This window comes from Pseudomonas sp. PA-5-4B, from assembly GCF_021606215.1.
GTDB classification, from domain to species: Bacteria; Pseudomonadota; Gammaproteobacteria; order Pseudomonadales; family Pseudomonadaceae; genus Aquipseudomonas; species Aquipseudomonas edaphica.
Window position 1 is genome coordinate 1 of sequence record NZ_WKDB01000051.1, and the last position, 20,437, is coordinate 20,437.

Here is a 20,437-nt window from a genome sequence, read left to right on the forward strand (position 1 = left end):
GTATACCTGCGCGCCTTGGATCTTTAACCACCGCCGGTACGAATGGTCGGACTTTACTGACAGCGCTGTCAGTTAGCAGTCACCGTGCTGACCGGGTTGGCGGGCTATAAAGAACGATCACTCTCCCAACCCTTTGCCCCGGCGCCCCACCCCATGCACATTCAACGAAAAACCGCCCTGATCGTGGCTGCCCTGGTGGTCGTGGCAGTTGCAGCCTGGGCCTTCAACCGACCGGCGAAAACCAAACTGGCGGTGTCCACCGCTATCCCGGTGCGAGTGGTGAGCGTCACACAGCAGGACATTCCTCGATTTGTCAGCGGTATCGGCTCGGTGCTGTCGCTGCACAGCGTGGTGATCCGCCCGCAAATCGACGGCATCCTCACCAAGCTGCTGGTCAAGGAGGGCCAATTGGTCAAGGCCGGTGACCTGCTGGCGACCATCGATGACCGCTCGATCCGCGCGAGCCTTGATCAGGCCAAGGCGCAGTTGGGCGAAAGCCAGGCGCAGTTGCAAGTGGCGTTGGTAAACCTCAAGCGCTACAAAGAGCTGAGCGTCGACGACGGCGTATCCAAGCAGACCTATGACCAGCAGCAAGCCCTGGTCAACCAGCTCAAGGCCACGGCGCAAGGTAATCAGGCCGCCATTGATTCGGCCCTGGTACAGCTGTCCTACACCCAGATTCGCTCGCCGGTGACTGGCCGTGTCGGCATTCGCACCGTGGATGAAGGCAACTTCCTGCGCATGAGTGATACCCAAGGCTTGTTCTCGGTGACGCAAATCGATCCGATCGCCGTGGAGTTCTCGTTGCCGCAACAAATGTTGCCGACCCTGCAAGGCTTGATCGCCGCGCCCACCCAAGCCAGCGTCGATGCCTACATGGGCGCCGACACCGACGGCCAGACCGGCGACCTGCTCGGCGAAGGCCACTTGAGCCTGATCGACAACCAGATCAGCTCCACCACCGGCACCCTGCGCGCCAAGGCTGAATTCAACAACGCTTCGCAGCGTCTGTGGCCGGGGCAACTGGTGACTATCAAGATCCAGACCGCCCTCGACAAGAACGCGCTGGTGGTGCCACCGACCGTGGTGCAACGTGGGCTCGACGCGCATTTTGTGTACCGCGTCAACGGTGACAAGGTTGAGGTTGTGCCGGTGCAGGTGGCGTATCAGGACAGCGACGTGACCATCATCAAGGGCGTGCAAGCCGGTGATGTGCTGGTCAGCGACGGCCAGTCGCGGCTCAAGGCCGGTGCGCAAATCGAGGTGCTCAAAGAGCCACCACAAGTGATCCAGACCGCCCAGACCAAGGTGCAACCATGAGCGGCAGCCGTTCCCCGTCCGCCTGGTGCGTCGACCATCCGGTTGCCACCCTGTTGCTGACCTTTGCGCTGGTGTTGCTGGGGCTGATTGCCTTCCCGCGCCTGGCTGTGGCGCCGCTGCCGGAAGCGGAGTTCCCGACCATCCAGGTCACCGCCACCTTGCCCGGCGCCAGCCCGGACACCATGGCCTCATCCGTGGCCACGCCCTTGGAGGTGCAATTCAGCGCCATCCCTGGCATGACCCAGATGACCTCCAGCAGCGCCTTGGGTTCAAGCCTGCTGACCCTGCAATTCACCCTGAACAAAAGCATCGACACCGCCGCGCAGGAAGTGCAGGCGGCGATCAACACCGCCTCCGGCAAGCTGCCCAGCGACATGCCGAGCCTGCCGACCTGGAAGAAGGTCAACCCGGCCGACAGCCCGGTGCTGATCCTCAGCGTCAGCTCCGACAGCATGCCCAGCACCGAGCTGAGCGACTATGTAGAAACCTTGCTGGCGCGGCAGATCAGCCAGATTGACGGCGTTGGCCAGATCAATATCACCGGGCAGCAACGCCCGGCGATTCGCGTACAGGCTTCACCGGACAAACTCGCGGCCATCGGCCTGACCCTCGCCGATGTGCGCCTGGCCATCCAGCAGTCCAGCCTGAACCTGGCCAAAGGTGCGATTTACGGCAAGAACAGCGTGTCGACGATATCGACCAACGACCAGCTGTTTCACCCCGAGGAATACGGCCAACTGATCGTTTCCTACAAGAACGGCGCGCCGGTGCAGCTGCGTGATGTCGCCAAAGTCATCAACGGTTCGGAAAACGCCTACGTGCAGGCCTGGTCCGGTGACACGCCCGGGGTCAACCTGGTGATTTCGCGCCAGCCCGGCGCCAACATTGTCGAGACCGTGGACCGCATTCAAGCCGAACTGCCGCGCCTGGAAGGCATGCTGCCCGCCTCGGTGCAGGTCAGCGTGTTGACCGACCGCACCAAGACCATCCGCGCGTCCTTGCATGAAGTGGAAGTGACCCTGCTGATCGCCATCCTGCTGGTGGTGGCGGTGATGGCGCTGTTCCTGCGCCAATTGTCGGCGACGCTGATTGTGTCCAGCGTACTCGGCGTGTCGCTGATCGCCAGTTTCGCGCTGATGTATGTGCTGGGCTTCAGCTTGAATAACCTGACGCTGGTGGCGATCGTGATCGCCGTGGGCTTTGTGGTCGACGATGCCATCGTGGTGGTGGAGAACATTCACCGTCACCTGGAGGCGGGCCTGGATAAACGCGAGGCGGCAATCAAGGGCTCGGGCGAGATCGGCTTTACCGTGGTGTCCATCAGCTTCTCGCTGGTGGCGGCGTTTATTCCGCTGCTGTTCATGGGCGGTGTGGTCGGGCGGCTGTTCAAGGAGTTTGCGCTGACGGCCACCTCGACCATCCTGATTTCGGTGGTGGTTTCGCTGACTTTGGCGCCGACCCTGGCCGCGCTGTTCATGCGCGCGCCGACTCATCATGCCCATGACAAACCGGGCTTCAGCGAGCGCCTGCTCGCTGGCTACGCGCGCAACCTGCGCCGTGCGCTGGCGCATCAACGCAGCATGGCAGCGATCTTTATGCTGACCCTGGCGTTGGCCGTGGTCGGCTACGTGTTTATCCCCAAGGGTTTCTTCCCGGTGCAGGACACCGGCTTTGTACTCGGCACCAGCGAAGCGGCGGCCGATGTGTCGTACCCGGACATGGTCGCCAAGCACAAGGCGCTGGCCGAGATCGTCAAGGACGACCCGGCAGTGGCCGCGTTTTCCCACTCGGTGGGCGTGACCGGCAGCAACCAGACCATCGCCAACGGCCGTTTCTGGATCGCCTTGAAGGACCGCGGTGATCGCGATGTATCCGCCAGCCAGTTCATTGACCGCATCCGCCCCAAACTGGCCAAGGTGCCTGGCATCGTCTTGTACCTGCGCGCCGGCCAGGACATCAACTTGAGTTCCGGCCCAAGCCGCGCCCAGTATCAATATGTGCTCAAGAGCAACGACGGCGCGACGCTCAATACCTGGACCCAACGCCTGACCGAAAAACTGCGCGCCAACCCGGCCTTTCGCGACCTGTCCAACGACTTGCAACTGGGCGGCAGCATCACTCACATCAGCATCGACCGCCAGGCGGCGGCGCGCTTTGGCCTCACCGCTACCGATGTCGACCAGGCGCTGTATGACGCGTTCGGCCAGCGCCAGATCAACGAGTTCCAGACCGAGATCAACCAGTACCAGGTGGTGCTGGAACTCGACACCCAACAGCGCGGCAAGGCCGAAAGCCTGAACTACTTTTACCTGCGCTCACCGTTGACCAACGAGATGGTGCCGCTGTCGGCACTGGCCAAGGTCGACCCGCCCAGCGTGGGGCCGTTGTCCATCAGCCATGACGGCATGTTCCCGGCGGCCAACCTGTCATTCAACCTGGCACCCGGCGTGGCATTGGGTGATGCGGTGATCATGCTCAACCAGGCCAAAAACGAAATCGGCATGCCGACCACCCTGATCGGCACCTTCCAGGGTGCGGCCCAGGCGTTCCAAAGCTCTTTGGCCAGCCAACCGTGGCTGATCCTGGCGGCGCTGGTGGCGGTCTATATTATTTTGGGCGTGCTCTATGAGAGCTTCGTGCACCCGCTGACGATCATCTCCACCTTGCCCTCGGCGGGCTTGGGCGCGTTGATCATGCTGTGGTTGCTGGGCCAGGACTTTTCGATCATGGCCTTGATCGGGCTGGTGCTGCTGATCGGTATCGTCAAGAAAAACGGCATCCTGATGATCGACTTTGCCCTGGAGGCCCAGCGCGTGCGCGGGCTGCCACCTGAGGAGGCGATTTATGAAGCCTGCGTCACCCGGTTCCGGCCGATCATCATGACCACCCTCGCCGCCCTGCTCGGCGCCGTGCCGTTGATGCTGGGCTCCGGGCCAGGCGCCGAACTGCGCCAGCCGCTGGGGATCGCGGTGGTCGGCGGCCTGTTGGTGAGCCAGGCGCTGACGCTGTTCACCACACCGGTCATATACTTGTACCTTGAGAAGTTTTTCCACAGGCCCAAACCAGCGCTGGCGCTGGCGACCACACACTAAAGGCGGGGTCATGCGCGTCCTGATTATTGAAGATGAAGAAAAAACCGCAGACTACTTGCACCGTGGTCTGACCGAACAAGGCTACACCGTGGATGTGGCGCGCGAAGGCGTCGAGGGTTTGCACCTGGCGCTGGAAAACGACTACGCGGTGATCGTGCTTGACGTGATGCTGCCCGGCCTCGACGGCTTTGGGGTGTTGCGCGCACTGCGGGCACGCAAGCAGACGCCGGTGATCATGCTCACTGCTCGCGAGCGTGTGGAAGACCGCATCCGTGGCTTGCGTGAAGGCGCCGATGATTATTTGGGCAAACCGTTTTCGTTCCTCGAACTGGTGGCGCGCCTGCAAGCGCTGACCCGCCGCAGTGGCGGGCATGAGCCGGTGCAAGTCACCGTGGCCGACCTGTGGATCGACCTGATCAGCCGCAAGGCCAGCCGCAACGGCCTGCGCCTGGACCTGACCGCCAAAGAGTTCTCGCTGCTCAGCGTATTGGCACGGCGCCAGGGTGAAATCCTGTCCAAGACCGCGATTGCGGAAATGGTCTGGGACATCAATTTCGACAGCGACGCCAATGTGGTGGAAGTGGCGATCAAGCGCCTGCGCGCCAAGCTCGACGGGCCGTTCGAACACAAGTTGCTGCACACCATTCGTGGCATGGGTTATGTGCTGGAGAGCAGAAGTGTCGGCTAACTCCATCGCCCTGCGCCTGAGCGGCATGTTCACGCTGGTGGCGCTGCTGATTTTCGTGTTGATCGGCGGCGCGCTGTACCAGCAAGTGGATCGCGGCCTGGGCTTGTTGCCGGGCGCCGAACTGGATGCGCGCTACAGCGTGCTGGAATCCTCGGTGAACCGCTTCGGCACGCCGGACCACTGGGCAAAAATCACCGCCAAGTTGAAGTTGCTCGGCGAAGAAGACCCGCGCATCCGCTTCTGGGTGGTGAGCAGCGACCCGAGCTACGAATACGGCACCCCCGACGCGCAGATCCGCGCATTCGCCCAAGGGCCGACCGGCAAACGCGACTTGCGCCTGCCTGGGCATGAATACCCGTTCAAGGTGTTGCTCAGCCAGTTCGCGGCCAAGGATCAACGCCCGCCGCTGCGCTTTATGATCGCCATCGACACCGAGAACTTCCGCGCCACTCAGCACCATCTGTTGATGGCCTTGATCGGCCTGGCCTGTGTCGGTGTGGCGCTGGCGGCACTGTTGGGCTTTTGGGTCTCGCGTATCGGCCTCAAGCCGCTGGGCAAACTTTCGGATGAAGCGCAAAAACTCGCACCGCCCAAACTCTCCGGGCGCCTGCAGTTATCGCCCTTGCCGCCGGAGCTGAGCCAGTTCGTCAACTCATTCAACTCCACCCTGGATCGGGTCGAACAGGCGTATTCACGCCTGGAGTCGTTCAATGCCGATGTGGCCCACGAACTGCGCTCGCCGCTGACCAACCTGATCGGCCAGACCCAAGTGGCGCTCACCCGTGGTCGTTCGGCCGAGCATTACTTCGAGGTGCTGCAATCGAACCTCGAAGAGCTGGAACGCCTGCGCTCGATCATCAATGACATGCTGTTCCTGGCCAGCGCCGACCAGGGCAGCAAGGCCACCAAACTGATCGAAAGCTCCCTGGCCGATGAAGTCGCCACCACCCTCGACTACCTGGACTTCATCCTCGAGGACGCCCAAGTCAAAGTGCGCGTACACGGAGATGCCTTGGTGCACATCGAAAAAGCCCACCTGCGCCGCGCGCTGATCAACCTGCTGAGCAATGCGGTGCAGCACACTGCGCCGGGGCAGATCATCGACGTGAGCATTGAGGTGCAGGAGCAGTGGGTGGCGATCGGGGTGACCAACCCCGGCGATGAGATCGCCCGTGAGCATTTGCCGCGCTTGTTTGAACGCTTCTACCGGGTGGACGCGTCGCGCAGTAACAGCGGCGCAAATCATGGGCTGGGGCTGGCGATCGTCAAGGCGATTGCATTGATGCACGGCGGTGATGTGTTTGTGCGCAGTGAGGGCGGTGGCAATACTTTTGGCATTACCTTGCCGGTCTGACTCACCAGAACACATCGATCCAGTGTGGGCCAGCTCCCACACAAGCCAGATCCCACAAAGCCAGCTTCCCCACTGGATCTCAAAGGTCTGACTGTTGCGGTTTGGGCAACAGTCATTATCTTGTTACACTCTATATCGCACCGCTCACCTGCGTTACTTTGACGCACCGATGAGCGCGACGGCAAGGCAGCTTCCCGCTCACCCGAATTTCCCTCGACTTATTTCCAGGGCTCTACACTGGGAATCTGTTTAAAGCCGCTGACTTCAGCGGCTTTTTTTTGCCGTAAAAAAAGGCCAGGCACACCCCCACGACATTGGCCGTTTTCGATTGACCAAAGGAGCTAAACCGGTGAAGAACTCGCTGACGTTCACCCCGTTATTCCTCGCGATTGCAGCAACGATCGTCCCCCTTGCCCACGCGGCAGACTCGACCCCCGCTGACGGTTTCGTCGAAGGCTCAAGCCTGAAGATCAACACCCGCAACTACTACATGAACCGCGACCGCCGCGACACTCACACCGATGACAGCAAAGAATGGGGCCAGGGTTTCATCGGCACATTCGAATCCGGCTACACCCAAGGCACCGTCGGCTTTGGCCTGGACCTCAATGCCATGCTCGGCCTCAAGCTCGACGGCGGCGGTGGCACTGACGGTTCCAGCATCCTGCCGTACGGCAGCGGCAACGGCAAAGCGCCTGGCTCGTTCTCCACCGCGGGCGGCACTTTGAAAATGCGTGCCTTCGACACCGAACTCAAAGCCGGCGACCTGTTCCTCAACAACCCGGTGATCGCCGGCGGCATGACCCGCATGTTGCCGCAGACGTTCCGGGGTGTGAGCCTGGCCAACCACAGCTTCGACGGCTGGATGTTCGAAGGCGGCCAGGCCAGCTTTACCAAACTCTACAACCAGAGCGGCCACCGACGCATCGGCACCAGCTACGGCACCCTGCCCGCCAACGCCGACAGCCAACACCTGAACTGGGCCGGTGTGTCCTTCAGCGGCGTCCCGGGCCTGACCAGCAACCTGTACGCCTCCGAACTCAAGGATGTATGGCACCAGTACTACTACGACCTGGACTACACCTACGCGCTGAACGATCTTGTCAGCCTCAACCCAGGCCTGCACTACTACCACACCCAGGACACCGGCCAGTCGTTGCTCGGCAGCATCGACAACAACACTTACAGCCTGCATTTCACCGTAGGTGTTGGTCACCACAGCGTCACCGCCGCGTACCAGCGGGTCAACGGCAACACGCCGTTCGACTACATCACCCAGGGCGACAGCGTGTACCTGGACAATTCCCAGCAATACTCGGACTTCAACGGCCCCAACGAGCGCTCGTGGAAGCTCAAGTACGCCTACGACTTTGCAGGCCTCGGCATGCCCGGGCTGACGTCCGCCGTGTCGTATATCAGCGGCAAGACCGACCTGACCAAGGTCGACCCCAACAGCCGCGGCTACAGCGCCTGGTACAGCGCCGACGGCAAAGACGCCAAGCACTGGGAACGCGACATCGACGTGAAGTACGTGGTGCAAGGCGGCAAAGCCAAGGACCTGGCCGTGCGCCTGCAATGGGCAACCAATCGCGGTGGCAATGGCTACTCGGCGGTGGACCGGGATGTGGATGAATACCGCGTGATTGTGGATTACCCGATCAACGTGTTTTAGGCATAAATCTGCCAGACGATGAATAGCTGATGTGGGAGCTGGCTTGTGTGGGAGCTGGCTTGCCTGCGATAGCATCGCTGCGGTGTTATAGATGTACCGAGGTGTCTGCATCGCAGGCAAGCCAGCTCCCACCAAACCTGCGATTGCCTACTACGCTATTGGCATCCTCGAAGCAGAAGTACGCCCGATGAGCCCAAGTCTCTACCGACCCACCCCTCGCCCGGAACGCTTGCTGATCCTGGGCAGTTGCCTCACGGTCTTTGTGATCGTGGCGATCGTCACCGCGCTGCTGATTCGCGAACATGCCAACACCTTGCAGACCGCCAAGCGCACCGCCAATAACATCACCCAACTGATCGACGCCGATGTGCTGCGTAACGTCGAACTCTATGACATGGCCCTCAAGGGCCTGATCGCCGCCACCGAACGCAGCGACCTGCAGGGTGTGTCCGCCAGTATCCGCCATCTGGTGCTGTTCGATCGCTCTGCCGCTGCACCCTTCAAGGGCGACATTCTGTTGCTGGACCCCAGTGGTGAAGTGATAGCCGACTCCTCGCTGCTCACACCCAAGACCGGCAACTTCGCTGATCGCGATTATTTTCAGGCACACCGCAAAAACCCCGACCTGGGGCTGTATATCAGCCGCCCATTCCTGGCCCGTTGCGTGTGTGATGACCAGTGGCGCATCGCATTCAGCCGCCGCGTGTCATCGCCGGACGGGCGCTTCCTGGGCGTGGCGGTGGCCTCGATGCGCCTGTCGTACTTCCAACAGTTGTTCAGCGGCCTGAACATCGGAAGCAACGGCACCATCAACCTGATCAACCACCAAGGCATCCTGCTGGCGCAACAACCGCTGCTGGAAGTGGACATGATCGACAAGGACTTGAGCCAGCGGCCCAATGTCGCGCGTATGCTGCGTGAACGCGACGGCAGCTTTCGGGGCGTCTCCAGCGTCGACAACCAGCCACGGCTCTATAGTTTCTCGAATGTGGGCAGCTTGCCCTTAATTGTCGCGGTGGCGTTGTCCAGCGATGAAATCTTTGCCCCATGGCGGCGTGCCGCGTGGCTGGTCAGCATAGCAACGGGCGTGTTGTGCATCGGCCTGCTGTGGCTGACCTGGATGCTGAGCAAGGAGCTGCGTCGCCGTCATCGTGCCGAACAAGTGCTGTCAGAACTGGCAGCCACCGACGCCCTCACCGGCCTTGCCAACCGCCGTACCCTGGACCAGCGCCTGCGCCTGGAATGGGACCGCGCACAACGCTCAACCGAGCCGCTGAGCCTGCTGATGATCGACGTGGATCACTTCAAGGCCTTCAACGACCTGCATGGCCATCACGGCGGCGATGAGGCTTTGCGCGCGGTTGCCCAAGTGATCGAAGACAACATCCGCCGCCCGGCTGACCTGGCAGCGCGCTACGGTGGCGAAGAGTTTGCAGTGGTGCTGCCCCATACCGACGCCAAGGGTGCCTGGTTGATTGCCGAACATATCCGCAGCAGCGTCGAGCATTTGCCACGGGTGGCCGGTGCCGACGGGCCTATTACAGTGAGTATCGGCATGAGCACCTGGCAAAAGCGCAGCCGCATGGCACTTGAGGACTTGCTGCTCAATGCTGATCAGGCGCTGTATGAGGCCAAGCACACCGGGCGCAACCGCATTGTGGAGGCTGCGGCCCGCTAGGTGATCGTTCCCACGCTCCGCGTGGGAATGCCTCTTCTGACGCTCTGCGTCAGGCTTCGGGACGCGGAGCGTCCAGGGCTGCATTCCCACGCGCGTGGGAACGATCGGCATAAAAAAAAGGCCACCCGAAGGTGGCCTTTCAAAACTAAAGAAAGAGAGTTGTTACTTACACCGCCGCAACGGGACGCATGTAAGAGATCGGTGCGGTGCTGGCATCTTCGAAGGTCACGACTTCCCAAGCGTCTGTCTGCTCAATCAACTTGCGCAGCAGCTGGTTGTTAAGGGCGTGGCCCGACTTGAAGCCTTTGAACTCGCCTATCAGGCTATTGCCCAGCAGGTAGAGGTCACCGATTGCATCGAGGATCTTGTGCTTCACGAATTCGTCTTCATAGCGAAGGCCGTCTTCGTTCAGTACACCATCCGCGTCGACCACAATGGCGTTTTCAACGCTGCCGCCGAGTGCGAGGTTGTGCTTGCGCAGGTACTCGATGTCACTCATGAAACCAAAGGTACGGGCGCGGCTGACTTCTTTTACGAACGAAGTGCTGGAAAAATCCACGCTTGCACTTTGGGTGCGGTCACGGAATACCGGGTGATCGAAATCGATCTCAAAGCTCACTTTAAAGCCTTCGAACGGGACGAAGGTGGCGCGCTTGTCGCCGTCTTCTACTGTCACTTCCCGCAGAATGCGAATGAACTTCTTGGCTGCGTCCTGTTCTTCCAGGCCGGCAGATTGAATCAAGAATACGAAGGGTCCAGCGCTGCCATCCATGATGGGGACTTCGGACGCGGAGAGCTCGACGTAGGCGTTATCGATGCCCAGGCCAGCCATGGCCGAGAGCAAGTGCTCCACCGTGTCCACTTTGACGTCACCGTTGACCAACGTGGTCGACATCGTGGTTTCGCCAACATTTTCCGCGCGAGCAGGAATCTGCACCACAGGGTCCAGGTCGGCACGAACAAACACGATGCCGGTGTCGACAGGTGCGGGCTTGAGGGTCAGGTATACCTTCTCCCCGGAGTGCAGACCTACACCTGTGGCACGGATAATATTCTTCAGGGTGCGTTGTTTAATCATGGCTTGGACCGCTTCAGCGCAAATTGCGAACTGGTATCAACAAAGGCTGGCGATAATAACAGACCAGACCTTTGCTGAACACCAATCACCTTCATAGCCCTGATACATTCCATTAATCGGCCTGACGACGCAAGAATGCCGGGATGTCCAGGTAGTCCAGGTCATCTTGCGGATTCGGGCTACGGGACGCCGCAGCACCGGCCTGAGCCTGGTTGCGCATCACGGTCGGACGGTCCAGGTCACGATAGTTCACAGACGGCAGTTCCTGGCGCGCAGGCGCTGGAGCGGCAGCTTGCTGGCTGGCGTGGCTGTTGTGGCCGGTGTGAACGGTATTGTCGATGACCTTTACAGGCTTCTCGATTTTTGCGCCCAGGCCGGTGGCAACCACGGTCACGTGCAGTTCGTCGCGCATGTCCGGGTCGATAACGGTACCGACTTTGACCATCGCGTGCTCGGAAGCGAAGGCTTCGATGATGCTACCCACGTCGGAGTACTCACCCAGGGACAGGTCAGGGCCGGCGGTGATGTTCACCAGGATGCCGCGTGCGCCTTGCAGGTTCACGTCTTCGAGCAACGGGTTGCGGATCGCCGCTTCAGTGGCTTCGCGTGCACGGTTCGGACCGCTGGCGCAGCCAGTGCCCATCATCGCCATGCCCATTTCGCTCATCACGGTACGCACGTCGGCAAAGTCGACGTTGATCATGCCTGGGCGCTTGATGATGTCGGAGATTCCGCGAACGGCACCGGCCAGTACATCGTCAGCCTTGGCGAATGCGGACAGCAGGCTTGCGTCCTTGCCCAGGATGGTCAGCAGCTTCTCGTTGGGGATGGTGATCAACGAGTCGACGCTTTCAGACAGCAGACGGATACCTTCGTCGGCGATCTGCATGCGCTTGCGACCTTCGAACGGGAACGGACGCGTCACGACAGCAACGGTCAGAATCCCCATTTCCTTGGCCACTTCGGCAATGATCGGAGCAGCACCGGTACCGGTACCGCCGCCCATGCCGGTGGTGATGAACACCATGTTGGTGCCTTGCAGCACTTCAGCAATACGCTCGCGGTCTTCCAGCGCGGCTTGACGGCCGACTTCCGGGTTGGCGCCAGCGCCGAGGCCCTTGGTCACGGCTGTGCCCAATTGCAGGATGGTCCGCGCGCCGATGCTTTTCAGCGCCTGGGCATCAGTGTTGGCGCAGATGAATTCAACGCCTTCAATGTTGCTCTTGACCATGTGATTGACAGCGTTGCCGCCGCCACCGCCAACACCGATTACTTTGATAACCGGGCTTGCGGGGATGTTGTCTACGAGTTCGAACATGTTCCCTCTCCTTTCGTTTTCTCTAGTTTTTTCGCCTACTACTTACTGCGGTGTTGCGGTAAATCTTTAGAAATTGCCTTTTACCCAAGCCTGCAACCGCTCGAACAACGGCGCTTTGGCTTCATCGTCGCCGCCACGGTAGCTGTCACGGATGCTCGGGCCCGACAGGGAAATGCCGTCGGTCTGCTTTTGCAGCCCGTACAACAGCAAGCCCACGCCGGTGGAATAAATCGGGTTGCGCACCACGTCGCCCAGGCCTTTGACGCCATGGGGCACGCCCAGGCGCACTGGCATATGGAAGATTTCCTCGGCCAGTTCGACCGCGCCTTCCATCTTCGAGGTGCCACCAGTCAGCACGATGCCGGCCGGGATCAAATCTTCGTAGCCGCTGCGGCGCAGTTCAGCCTGGATCAGGGTGAACAGCTCGTCGTAGCGTGGTTCGACCACTTCGGCCAGGGCCTGGCGCGACAGTTCGCGCGGTGGACGGTCGCCCACGCTCGGCACCTTGATGGTTTCACCGGCACCGGCCAGTTTGGCCAGGGCGCAGGCGTAGCGGATCTTGATTTCTTCGGCGTACTGGGTCGGTGTACGCAGCGCCATGGCGATGTCGTTGGTGACCTGGTCGCCCGCAATCGGGATCACGGCAGTGTGACGGATCGCACCTTCGGTGAAGATCGCGATGTCGGTGGTGCCACCGCCGATGTCGACCAGGCACACGCCCAGCTCTTTTTCGTCGTCGGTGAGTACTGAGTAGGCCGAGGCCAACTGCTCAAGAATGATGTCGTCGATTTCCAGGCCGCAGCGGCGCACGCATTTTTCAATGTTCTGTGCGGCGTTGACGGCACAGGTCACCACGTGAACCTTGGCTTCCAGGCGCACGCCCGACATGCCCAGCGGCTCACGCACGCCTTCCTGGTTATCGATCACGTAGTCCTGCGGCAAGGTGTGCAGCACGCGCTGGTCAGCCGGGATCGCCACGGCCTGGGCGGCGTCGAGTACGCGTTCAAGGTCGGCCGAGCTGACTTCACGATCACGGATCGCCACGATGCCGTGGGAGTTCAGGCTACGGATATGGTTGCCGGCCACGCCGACGAACGCCGAGTGAATCCGGCAACCGGCCATCAGCTGCGCTTCTTCAATGGCGCGCTGGATCGACTGCACGGTGGACTCGATGTTCACCACCACGCCCTTCTTCAGGCCCCGGGACGGATGCGTGCCGATACCGACGATTTCGATCACACCGTCTTCCCCGACCTCGCCGACCAGCGCCACCACCTTGGAGGTGCCGATATCGAGACCGACGATCATTTTTCCGCTTTGCACGTTTGCCATGGGTCCTGCCTCTTCTTAATTCTTCGCGACAGCGGGTTTGGCTGTCGTCGGCGCAGCTGGTTCACGCCAGCCGACGGCCAGGCCGTTGGCGTAACGCAGGTCGACGCTCGCAATGTTCGTAATCTGTTCTTTCAAGGTCTTGTCATAGATGGCAATAAAGCGGCGCATCTTTTCCACCAAGCGGTCGCGTCCCAGCAACAACTCGATGCCCGGGCCGGAACTGCCTGCCCCGGTGGTCAAAAACCAGCTGCCCCGCTCACGCAATTCCAGGCGTGCGATGGAGAAACCCAGTGGCCGCAGCATCTGGCTCAGCGCCTGGTACTGCTGCATCACTTGCTGCTGCGCCCGCTGTGGCCCGAACAACTGCGGCAGGTGCTCATAGTTGGCCACCTCACGCGGCGCGAACGCCTGGCCCTGGTTGTTCAACAGTGCGCCATCGCCCCAACGGGCCACGGGCAGTTGTTCTTCCAGGCGGATCGTCACCTGGTCCGGCCATACACGGCGGACTTCGGCGTGAGCGATCCACGGCATCTGTTCCAGTTCTGCGCGCATACCCGCCAGGTCGATGGTAAAGAAGCTCGCCGCCAGGTACGGGCCGATGCGCTGCTGTACCGCTTGCTGGCTGATGTAGCTCAAGTCGCCCTGCACGCTGATCTTGGTGATCGGCCGGTCGGCATACGGCAACAGGCGTTGTGCGCCCTCGTAAGTACCGAAGCCCAACGCCACCAGCAACACCGGCCAGAACAGCGCTTTAAGAAAACCAAAGTTGGCTTTCGGCAGGCGCGCCGACATCGGCTCTTTAGCCACCATTCGGCTGGCACCTCGAGGCACCGGCTTGCGGCTGGGCACTGGAGGTTGCTGATGACGAAGCGATGCGCCGTTCATGGGGTTAGCCTCTTGGCTCAATGCTTGCGGCCAGGATCGCCAGCACTAACTGCTGGAAGTCCAGACCGGCAGCACGGGCTGCCATAGGTACCAGGCTGTGATCGGTCATGCCGGGAGCGGTGTTGACTTCAAGGAACCAGAAATTCCCTTGGTCATCCTGCATCACGTCTGCCCGCGCCCAACCGGCGATACCCAGTGCCTCACAGGCTTTCGCCGTGAGGTCCATCAATTCCTGTTCCTTGGTTGCGTCGAGGCCACACGGGATCCGGTACTGAGTATCGGAAGCCACGTACTTGGCGTCGTAGTCGTAAAAGGTGTGGGGCGTGCCCAATGCGATAGGTGGCAATACCTGGCCACGCAGGGTGGCGATGGTGTACTCGGGACCCTGGATCCACTGTTCCACCAACACTTGCGAATCATAGGTACTTGCCGCTTTCCATGCGTCGATCAATTCGGCGGCCGAGTTCACTTTGGCCATGCCGATACTTGAGCCTTCATGGGCAGGTTTGACGATCAAAGGCAGGCCCAGTTCCTTGGCTGCAGAAATACAATCGTCTTCGCTGCACAGCACGCTGTGACGTGGGGTTGGAATACCCAGGCTGTGCCACACCTGCTTGGTGCGCAACTTGTCCATGGCCAGTGCCGAAGCGAGGATTCCGCTGCCGGTGTAAGGGATGCCAGCGCACTCGAGCAAGCCTTGCATGCTGCCGTCTTCACCGCCACGGCCGTGCAGAATGATGAAGGCACGGTCGATCTTCTCGGCCTGCAAGCGGGCAAGGAAATCATCGCCCACATCGATACCGAATGCGTTTACGCCGGCGCTTTGCAGCGCTTCCAGTACGGCATTGCCGGACTTGAGCGAGACTTCGCGCTCAGCGCTCTTGCCGCCGAACAATACCGCTACGCGGCCGAAGTCGGCAGGCGTTATGGTCGAGAACAGAGTGTCGTAATGCGTGATCATTTCGACTTCCCCTTTGCAGCCGCAAACAGCGGGCTGGCGAGCAGCTTGGGCGCAAGGCCACCGATATCACCGGCGCCCTGGCACAGCAGGATGTCACCGGCACGCAGCAGCGGCTTGACGATCGGCGCCAGGTCCACACCGCGCTCGATGTAGATCGGGTCCAACTGGCCACGCTGACGGATGCTGTTGCACAGCTTGCGGCTGTCGGCGCCCGGAATCGGCTCTTCACCGGCCGGGTAGACTTCCATCAGCAGCAGCACGTTGGCATCGGCCAATACATTCACAAAGTCGTCGTACAGGTCGCGGGTGCGGCTGTAGCGATGCGGCTGGTAAACCATCACCAGACGGCGCTCCGGCCAGCCACCGCGCACGGCTTTAATAACGGCTGCAACTTCAGTTGGGTGGTGACCGTAGTCGTCCACCAGCATCACGTCGCCGCCTTCTACCGGCAGTTGACCGTAGACCTGGAAGCGCCGGCCGACACCGGCAAAACGCGACAGGCCTTCGACGATGGCTTCATCGCTGACGCCTTCATCGGAAGCAATGCAAATGGTCGCCAGCGAATTCAATACGTTGTGGTTGCCCGGCATGTTCACCGATACGTCCAACGGCTCGCGGTCAGGGCGCAGCACGGTGAAGAAGGTTTGCATGCCTTCCTGGCGCACATTGATCGCGCGCACGTCGGCGTCTTCGCTGAAGCCGTAGGTCACGGTTGGGCGTTTGACCGATGGCAGGATCTCACGCACCACCGGATCGTCCAGGCACACCACGGCCAAACCGTAGAACGGCAGGTTGTGCAGGAACTCGACGAAGGTTTTCTTCAACTTGTTGAAGTCACCGTCGTAGGTGGCCATGTGGTCTTCGTCGATGTTGGTCACCACAGCGACCAGCGGCTGCAGGTGCAGGAAGCTCGCATCACTTTCATCGGCTTCGGCGATCAGGTAACGGCTGGTGCCGAGCTGGGCATTGGTGCCGGCTGCATTCAGGCGGCCACCAATCACGAAGGTCGGGTCCAGGCCACCGGCGGCGAACACCGAGGCGATCAGGCTGGTGGTGGTGGTTTTGCCGTGCGTACCGGCCACGGCGATACCGTGGCGATAGCGCATCAGCTCGGCCAGCATCTCGGCGCGTGGCACCACTGGAATACGGCGCTCAAGGGCGGTGGCCACTTCCGGGTTGGAGGTGTTCACGGCGCTGGACACCACCAGCACGTCAGCCTCGGCGGCGTTCTCGGCGCGGTGGCCGATAAAGATCTGTGCGCCGAAGGTTTTCAGGCGATCGGTCACCGGCGACTCTTTCAAGTCTGAGCCGGACACTTGATAGCCCAGGTTCAGCAGTACTTCGGCAATCCCGCACATGCCCACGCCGCCGATGCCGACGAAGTGGATACGACGGATGCGGCGCATTTCGGGCTGCGGCATGGCTTTCTGATTCTCAACCATGGGCCACCTCCAGGCAGATATCGACCACGGTGCGGGTTGCGTCAGGTTTAGCCAGGCGGCTTGCGGTGCTCGCCATGCTGTTGAGTCGTTCCGGTTGCATCAAAACCTCGGTCAGGCGTGCGGCCAAATCGGCGGCGCCAGTCGTTCTTTGCGGCAGCAGGAAGGCAGCGCCCTCCCCGGCCAAATATTCGGCGTTGCGGGTCTGGTGATCGTCGATGGCGTGGGGCAAAGGCACCAGCAAGGACGGCAGACCGGCGGCGGCCAGTTCACTGACGGTCAGCGCACCAGCGCGACAGACCACCAGGTCGGCCCAGCCATAGGCATGGGCCATGTCTTTGATGAAAGGCTGTACATTCGCCTCGACACCGGCCTCGCGATAGCGGGCAGCGGTGATTTCATCGTGGTTTTTACCGGCCTGGTGGAACACTTCGGGACGCAGGTCCACGGGCAGCAGCGCCAAGGCTTCGGGCAGCAATTTGTTCAACGGCTCCGCGCCCAGGCTTCCGCCCAGGATCAGCAAGTGTGGCTTACGGCCCTCCAGCGCCTGACGGGCAATGGCCATGAACAGTTCGGTGCGCACCGGGTTGCCGGTGGTACGCAACTTGTCCGAGGCGCCAAAAGTCTTCGGGAACGCCTCGCACACTCGGCTGGCCAAAGGCACCAACAGGCGGTTGGCAGTGCCGGCAACGGCGTTCTGTTCGTGCACGATCACCGGTACGCCGGCGAGCTTGGCGGCAACACCACCAGGGCCAGTCACATAACCACCAAAGCCCAGCACGCACACCGGCTTCAACTCACGAATCACTTTGCGCGCCTGCCACACCGCCTTGAGCAACACGAACGGTGCCTTGAGCAGGGACAACTTGCCCTTGCCACGCAAGCCGGTGACGTTGATCAAGTGCAGCGGCAAGCCGGCATTCGGGACCAATTCGTTTTCGATGCCACGTGGCGTACCGAGCCAATGCACGGTGTAGCCACGGTTCTGGAATTCGCGCGCGCAAGCCAGGGCCGGGAACACATGGCCCCCGGTGCCGCCTGCCATGATCAGCACGTTAGCGCCCATGGTCCGGCTCCTCGGCAAAATCGCTCTCGCTGAATTCCATCTCTTCGCTGCCCAGGTGGGTGCGACTCTCCCACTCGATGCGCAGCAGCAAGCCCAGGCACACGCAGCAGATGACCAACGAGCTGCCGCCGTAGCTGAGAAACGGCAGGGTCAAACCCTTGGTCGGCAAGCGACCGATGTTTACCCCGATGTTGATCAGCACCTGACCAATCCACAAAAACGCCAAGCCGTAGGCGACATAAGCTGCGAAAAACTGCTTGGCTTTCTCGGCCCAAAGACCGATGTAAAGCGCCCGTACGCAGACGAACATGAACAGTGCAACGGTGCACAGGGAACCCACGGCACCGAGTTCTTCGGCCAGCACGGAGAACACGAAGTCGGTATGCGCTTCCGGCAGGTAGAACTGCTTCTGCACGCTATTGCCCAGCCCAACACCCAGCCATCCGCCGCGACCAAAGGCGATCAGCGCCTGGGTCAACTGGTAGCCGGAGCCGAACTGATCGGACCAGGGGTCGGTAAAGGTAATCAGGCGCGCCATACGGTACGGTTGTGCTTCCACCAGCAGGTAAACCGCGACCACCGCCAGCACCACCATCATGGCGAACCGGAACAAGCCCACACCGCCGAGAAACAGCATCGCCGCCGCCGCGCCCATCATTACGACGGTGGCACCGAAGTCGGGCTCCATCAGCAACAGGCCAGCCATGGGCAGCAGCACGATGAACGGCTTGAAGAAGCCCATCCAGCTTTCGCGTACTTCTTTCTGGCGACGGACCAGGTAGCCGGCGAGGTAGATCACCACGAACACCTTGGCGATTTCCGACGGCTGCACGTTAAACGCGCCGAAGCCGATCCAGCGCATCGAACCGTTCACCTCACGGCCGATGCCGGGCAGGATCACCATGATCAACAAACCAAACGCGCCGATCAGCATCAGCCAACCCAGGCGCTGCCAGGTAGCGATGGGGATCATCATGGTGACGATGCAGGCGCCGAGACCGATCACCAGGTACACCAGGTGACGGATCATCATGTACAGGGTGTTGCCCGACTGCACTGCGGCCACTTCCGAGGACGCCGAAGTGATCATGACCAACCCCAGGCCCAGCAGCGCCAGGCAGCCGGCGAGCATTGGGAAGTCGAGGTCGATACCGCGACCTGTGATGATCGGCGACGGGTACGGCTTGATAATATTTCTGAAATTCATGCCAAGGCCTCCACGGCGCGAGCGAACAGCTGGCCGCGCTCTTCGTAGTTCTTGAACATGTCGAAACTGGCGCACGCCGGCGACAGCAACACCGCATCCCCCGGCTGGGCCAGGGCCTTGCATTGAGCAATCGCATCGTCCAGCGAGGTTGCGCGTACCTGCGGTACTGCGTCGCCCAACGCGGCGGCGATCAAGTCCGCGTCACGGCCGATCAGCACCACGGCGCGGCAATGTGCAGCCACCGGGCCTTTAAGGTCTTTGAAGTCGGCACCCTTGCCGTCGCCACCGGCGATCAGCACAAGCTTGCCGTCGATATCAGCGCCGAGCCCTTCGATGGCAGCCAGTGCGGCACCCACGTTGGTGGCCTTGGAATCGTTGTAGTAGCTCACGCCATTGAGGTCGCGTACCCACTGGCAGCGATGCTCGAGGCCGCCGAAGGTGCGCAGGCTCGACAGCATCGCATCAAATGGCAGGCCGACGGCGTGACCCAACGCCAGGGCCGCCAATGCATTGGATTGGTTGTGCGCGCCACGGATTTTCAATTCACGTACCGGCATCAGGTTCTGGAATTCGAAGGCCAGGTATTTCTCGCCGTTCTCTTCGCGAATGCCGAAGGCTTTGAAATCCGGCTTGCCCAGGCCAAAGGTCCAGCAGGGCATGCCTTCGCCCATCAGCGGACGGCTCAGGGCATCCTGGCGGTTGACCACAAATTGCCTGGCACCACGGAAAATCCGGTGCTTGGCCAGGTGGTACGCCGGCAGGCCGCTGTAGCGGTCCATGTGGTCTTCACTCACGTTCAACACGGTGGCGACTTCAGCCCCCAGATCGTGGGTGGTTTCGAGCTGGAAGCTCGACAGTTCCATCACGTACAACTCGATGTCGTCGCTGAGCAGGTCCAGCGCTGGCGTGCCGAGGTTACCGCCCACGGCCACGCGCTTGCCGGCCGCAGCCGCCATCTCGCCGACCAGGGTGGTCACGGTGCTTTTCGCGTTGGAGCCGCTGATGGCCACGATCGGTGCCTTCGCATAGCGCGCAAACAGGTCGATGTCGCCGGACAGCTTCACGCCACGCGCCGCTGCCGCTTGCAGGGCCGGTGTCGCCAAGGCCAGGCCGGGGCTCACGTAGAGCTCATCGGCACGGCACAGAAACTCGACATCCAGCTCGCCACAACGCACTTCCACGTGCGGGTAGTCACGGCGCAGCGTGACCAGCTCCGGTGGATTTTCCCGCGTATCGGCCACGGCAAACGACGTGCCCCGGTTCGCCAGGAAGCGAACCAGGGACATGCCGCTCTTGCCGAGGCCGACAACGATGCGGAAGTGGTCTGAAGCGATCAGGGACACTCGT

Annotated in this window: 15 protein-coding genes; 6 read left to right on the forward strand and 9 right to left on the reverse strand. The window is 61.3% G+C overall.

All coding sequences use genetic code 11. The features are described from left to right. Positions 1 to 153: 153 nt before the first annotated feature. From GIW28_RS22035 to GIW28_RS22060, 6 genes are all read left to right on the forward strand, one after another. A complete protein-coding gene (locus GIW28_RS22035; protein WP_017138174.1) occupies positions 154 to 1,320 on the forward strand; it encodes an efflux RND transporter periplasmic adaptor subunit in 1,167 nt (388 codons plus the stop codon). After that, on the forward strand, positions 1,317 to 4,412 hold the full coding sequence (locus tag GIW28_RS22040; RefSeq protein WP_017138175.1) for a multidrug efflux RND transporter permease subunit: 3,096 nt from the start codon (positions 1,317 to 1,319) through the stop codon (positions 4,410 to 4,412). The genes GIW28_RS22035 and GIW28_RS22040 overlap by 4 nt, the downstream gene beginning before the upstream one ends. Positions 4,413 to 4,422: 10 nt before the next feature. After that, positions 4,423 to 5,100 (forward strand): heavy metal response regulator transcription factor, encoded by a 678-nt coding sequence (locus tag GIW28_RS22045; RefSeq protein WP_017138176.1) that lies wholly within the window; start codon positions 4,423 to 4,425, stop codon positions 5,098 to 5,100. Continuing rightward, positions 5,090 to 6,454 (forward strand): heavy metal sensor histidine kinase, encoded by a 1,365-nt coding sequence (locus GIW28_RS22050; RefSeq protein WP_236446082.1) that lies wholly within the window; start codon positions 5,090 to 5,092, stop codon positions 6,452 to 6,454. The genes GIW28_RS22045 and GIW28_RS22050 overlap by 11 nt, the downstream gene beginning before the upstream one ends. 349 nt (positions 6,455 to 6,803) lie before the next feature. Further along, positions 6,804 to 8,126, forward strand: a complete 1,323-nt coding sequence (locus GIW28_RS22055) for an OprD family porin (RefSeq protein WP_186616761.1) — start codon at positions 6,804 to 6,806, stop codon at positions 8,124 to 8,126. A 187-nt stretch (positions 8,127 to 8,313) separates the two neighbouring features. Continuing rightward, positions 8,314 to 9,804, forward strand: coding sequence for a diguanylate cyclase (locus GIW28_RS22060; RefSeq protein ID WP_026013783.1), 1,491 nt, complete (start codon positions 8,314 to 8,316; stop codon positions 9,802 to 9,804). Between the two features lie 166 nt (positions 9,805 to 9,970). On the opposite strand, the gene lpxC is transcribed toward GIW28_RS22060, so the two are convergent. From lpxC to murD, 9 genes are all read right to left on the reverse strand, one after another. Beyond that, positions 9,971 to 10,882, reverse strand: a complete 912-nt coding sequence (gene lpxC, locus GIW28_RS22065) for a UDP-3-O-acyl-N-acetylglucosamine deacetylase (RefSeq protein ID WP_003171886.1) — start codon at positions 10,880 to 10,882, stop codon at positions 9,971 to 9,973. A 112-nt stretch (positions 10,883 to 10,994) separates the two neighbouring features. Beyond that, a complete protein-coding gene (gene ftsZ, locus GIW28_RS22070; protein WP_017138180.1) occupies positions 10,995 to 12,200 on the reverse strand; it encodes a cell division protein FtsZ in 1,206 nt (401 codons plus the stop codon). Positions 12,201 to 12,266: 66 nt separating this feature from the next. Then, the gene (gene ftsA, locus GIW28_RS22075; RefSeq protein WP_017138181.1) at positions 12,267 to 13,532 is read right to left on the reverse strand and encodes a cell division protein FtsA; all 1,266 of its coding nucleotides are present in this window, start codon (positions 13,530 to 13,532) and stop codon (positions 12,267 to 12,269) included. Between the two features lie 15 nt (positions 13,533 to 13,547). After that, positions 13,548 to 14,417: a cell division protein FtsQ/DivIB gene (locus tag GIW28_RS22080; protein ID WP_017138182.1), complete on the reverse strand. Its 870-nt coding sequence runs from the start codon at positions 14,415 to 14,417 to the stop codon at positions 13,548 to 13,550. Positions 14,418 to 14,421: 4 nt separating this feature from the next. Further along, positions 14,422 to 15,378: a D-alanine--D-alanine ligase gene (locus tag GIW28_RS22085; protein ID WP_017138183.1), complete on the reverse strand. Its 957-nt coding sequence runs from the start codon at positions 15,376 to 15,378 to the stop codon at positions 14,422 to 14,424. Further along, a complete protein-coding gene (murC, locus tag GIW28_RS22090) occupies positions 15,375 to 16,820 on the reverse strand; it encodes a UDP-N-acetylmuramate--L-alanine ligase (protein WP_017138184.1) in 1,446 nt (481 codons plus the stop codon). The genes GIW28_RS22085 and murC overlap by 4 nt, the downstream gene beginning before the upstream one ends. Next, the gene (gene murG, locus GIW28_RS22095) at positions 16,813 to 17,883 is read right to left on the reverse strand and encodes an undecaprenyldiphospho-muramoylpentapeptide beta-N-acetylglucosaminyltransferase (protein ID WP_017138185.1); all 1,071 of its coding nucleotides are present in this window, start codon (positions 17,881 to 17,883) and stop codon (positions 16,813 to 16,815) included. Before murG ends, murC begins: the two co-directional genes overlap by 8 nt. After that, positions 17,873 to 19,090: a putative lipid II flippase FtsW gene (ftsW, locus tag GIW28_RS22100; RefSeq protein ID WP_020372698.1), complete on the reverse strand. Its 1,218-nt coding sequence runs from the start codon at positions 19,088 to 19,090 to the stop codon at positions 17,873 to 17,875. The genes murG and ftsW overlap by 11 nt, the downstream gene beginning before the upstream one ends. Then, positions 19,087 to 20,433 (reverse strand): UDP-N-acetylmuramoyl-L-alanine--D-glutamate ligase, encoded by a 1,347-nt coding sequence (gene murD / locus GIW28_RS22105; RefSeq protein WP_017138187.1) that lies wholly within the window; start codon positions 20,431 to 20,433, stop codon positions 19,087 to 19,089. The genes ftsW and murD overlap by 4 nt, the downstream gene beginning before the upstream one ends. Positions 20,434 to 20,437 lie beyond the last annotated feature (4 nt).

What these genes read in the sequence shown, in the direction of transcription:
- GIW28_RS22035 (WP_017138174.1), top strand. Translation starts at nt 154, where the DNA reads ATGCACATTCAACGAAAAACCGCCCTGATCGTGGCTGCCCTGGTGGTC.
- GIW28_RS22040 (WP_017138175.1), top strand. Translation starts at nt 1,317, where the DNA reads ATGAGCGGCAGCCGTTCCCCGTCCGCCTGGTGCGTCGACCATCCGGTT.
- GIW28_RS22045 (WP_017138176.1), top strand. Translation starts at nt 4,423, where the DNA reads ATGCGCGTCCTGATTATTGAAGATGAAGAAAAAACCGCAGACTACTTG.
- GIW28_RS22060 (WP_026013783.1), top strand. Translation starts at nt 8,314, where the DNA reads ATGAGCCCAAGTCTCTACCGACCCACCCCTCGCCCGGAACGCTTGCTG.
- lpxC (WP_003171886.1), bottom strand. Translation starts at nt 10,882, where the DNA reads ATGATTAAACAACGCACCCTGAAGAATATTATCCGTGCCACAGGTGTA.
- ftsZ (WP_017138180.1), bottom strand. Translation starts at nt 12,200, where the DNA reads ATGTTCGAACTCGTAGACAACATCCCCGCAAGCCCGGTTATCAAAGTA.
- ftsA (WP_017138181.1), bottom strand. Translation starts at nt 13,532, where the DNA reads ATGGCAAACGTGCAAAGCGGAAAAATGATCGTCGGTCTCGATATCGGC.
- GIW28_RS22080 (WP_017138182.1), bottom strand. Translation starts at nt 14,417, where the DNA reads ATGAACGGCGCATCGCTTCGTCATCAGCAACCTCCAGTGCCCAGCCGC.
- GIW28_RS22085 (WP_017138183.1), bottom strand. Translation starts at nt 15,378, where the DNA reads ATGATCACGCATTACGACACTCTGTTCTCGACCATAACGCCTGCCGAC.
- murC (WP_017138184.1), bottom strand. Translation starts at nt 16,820, where the DNA reads ATGGTTGAGAATCAGAAAGCCATGCCGCAGCCCGAAATGCGCCGCATC.
- murG (WP_017138185.1), bottom strand. Translation starts at nt 17,883, where the DNA reads ATGGGCGCTAACGTGCTGATCATGGCAGGCGGCACCGGGGGCCATGTG.
- ftsW (WP_020372698.1), bottom strand. Translation starts at nt 19,090, where the DNA reads ATGAATTTCAGAAATATTATCAAGCCGTACCCGTCGCCGATCATCACA.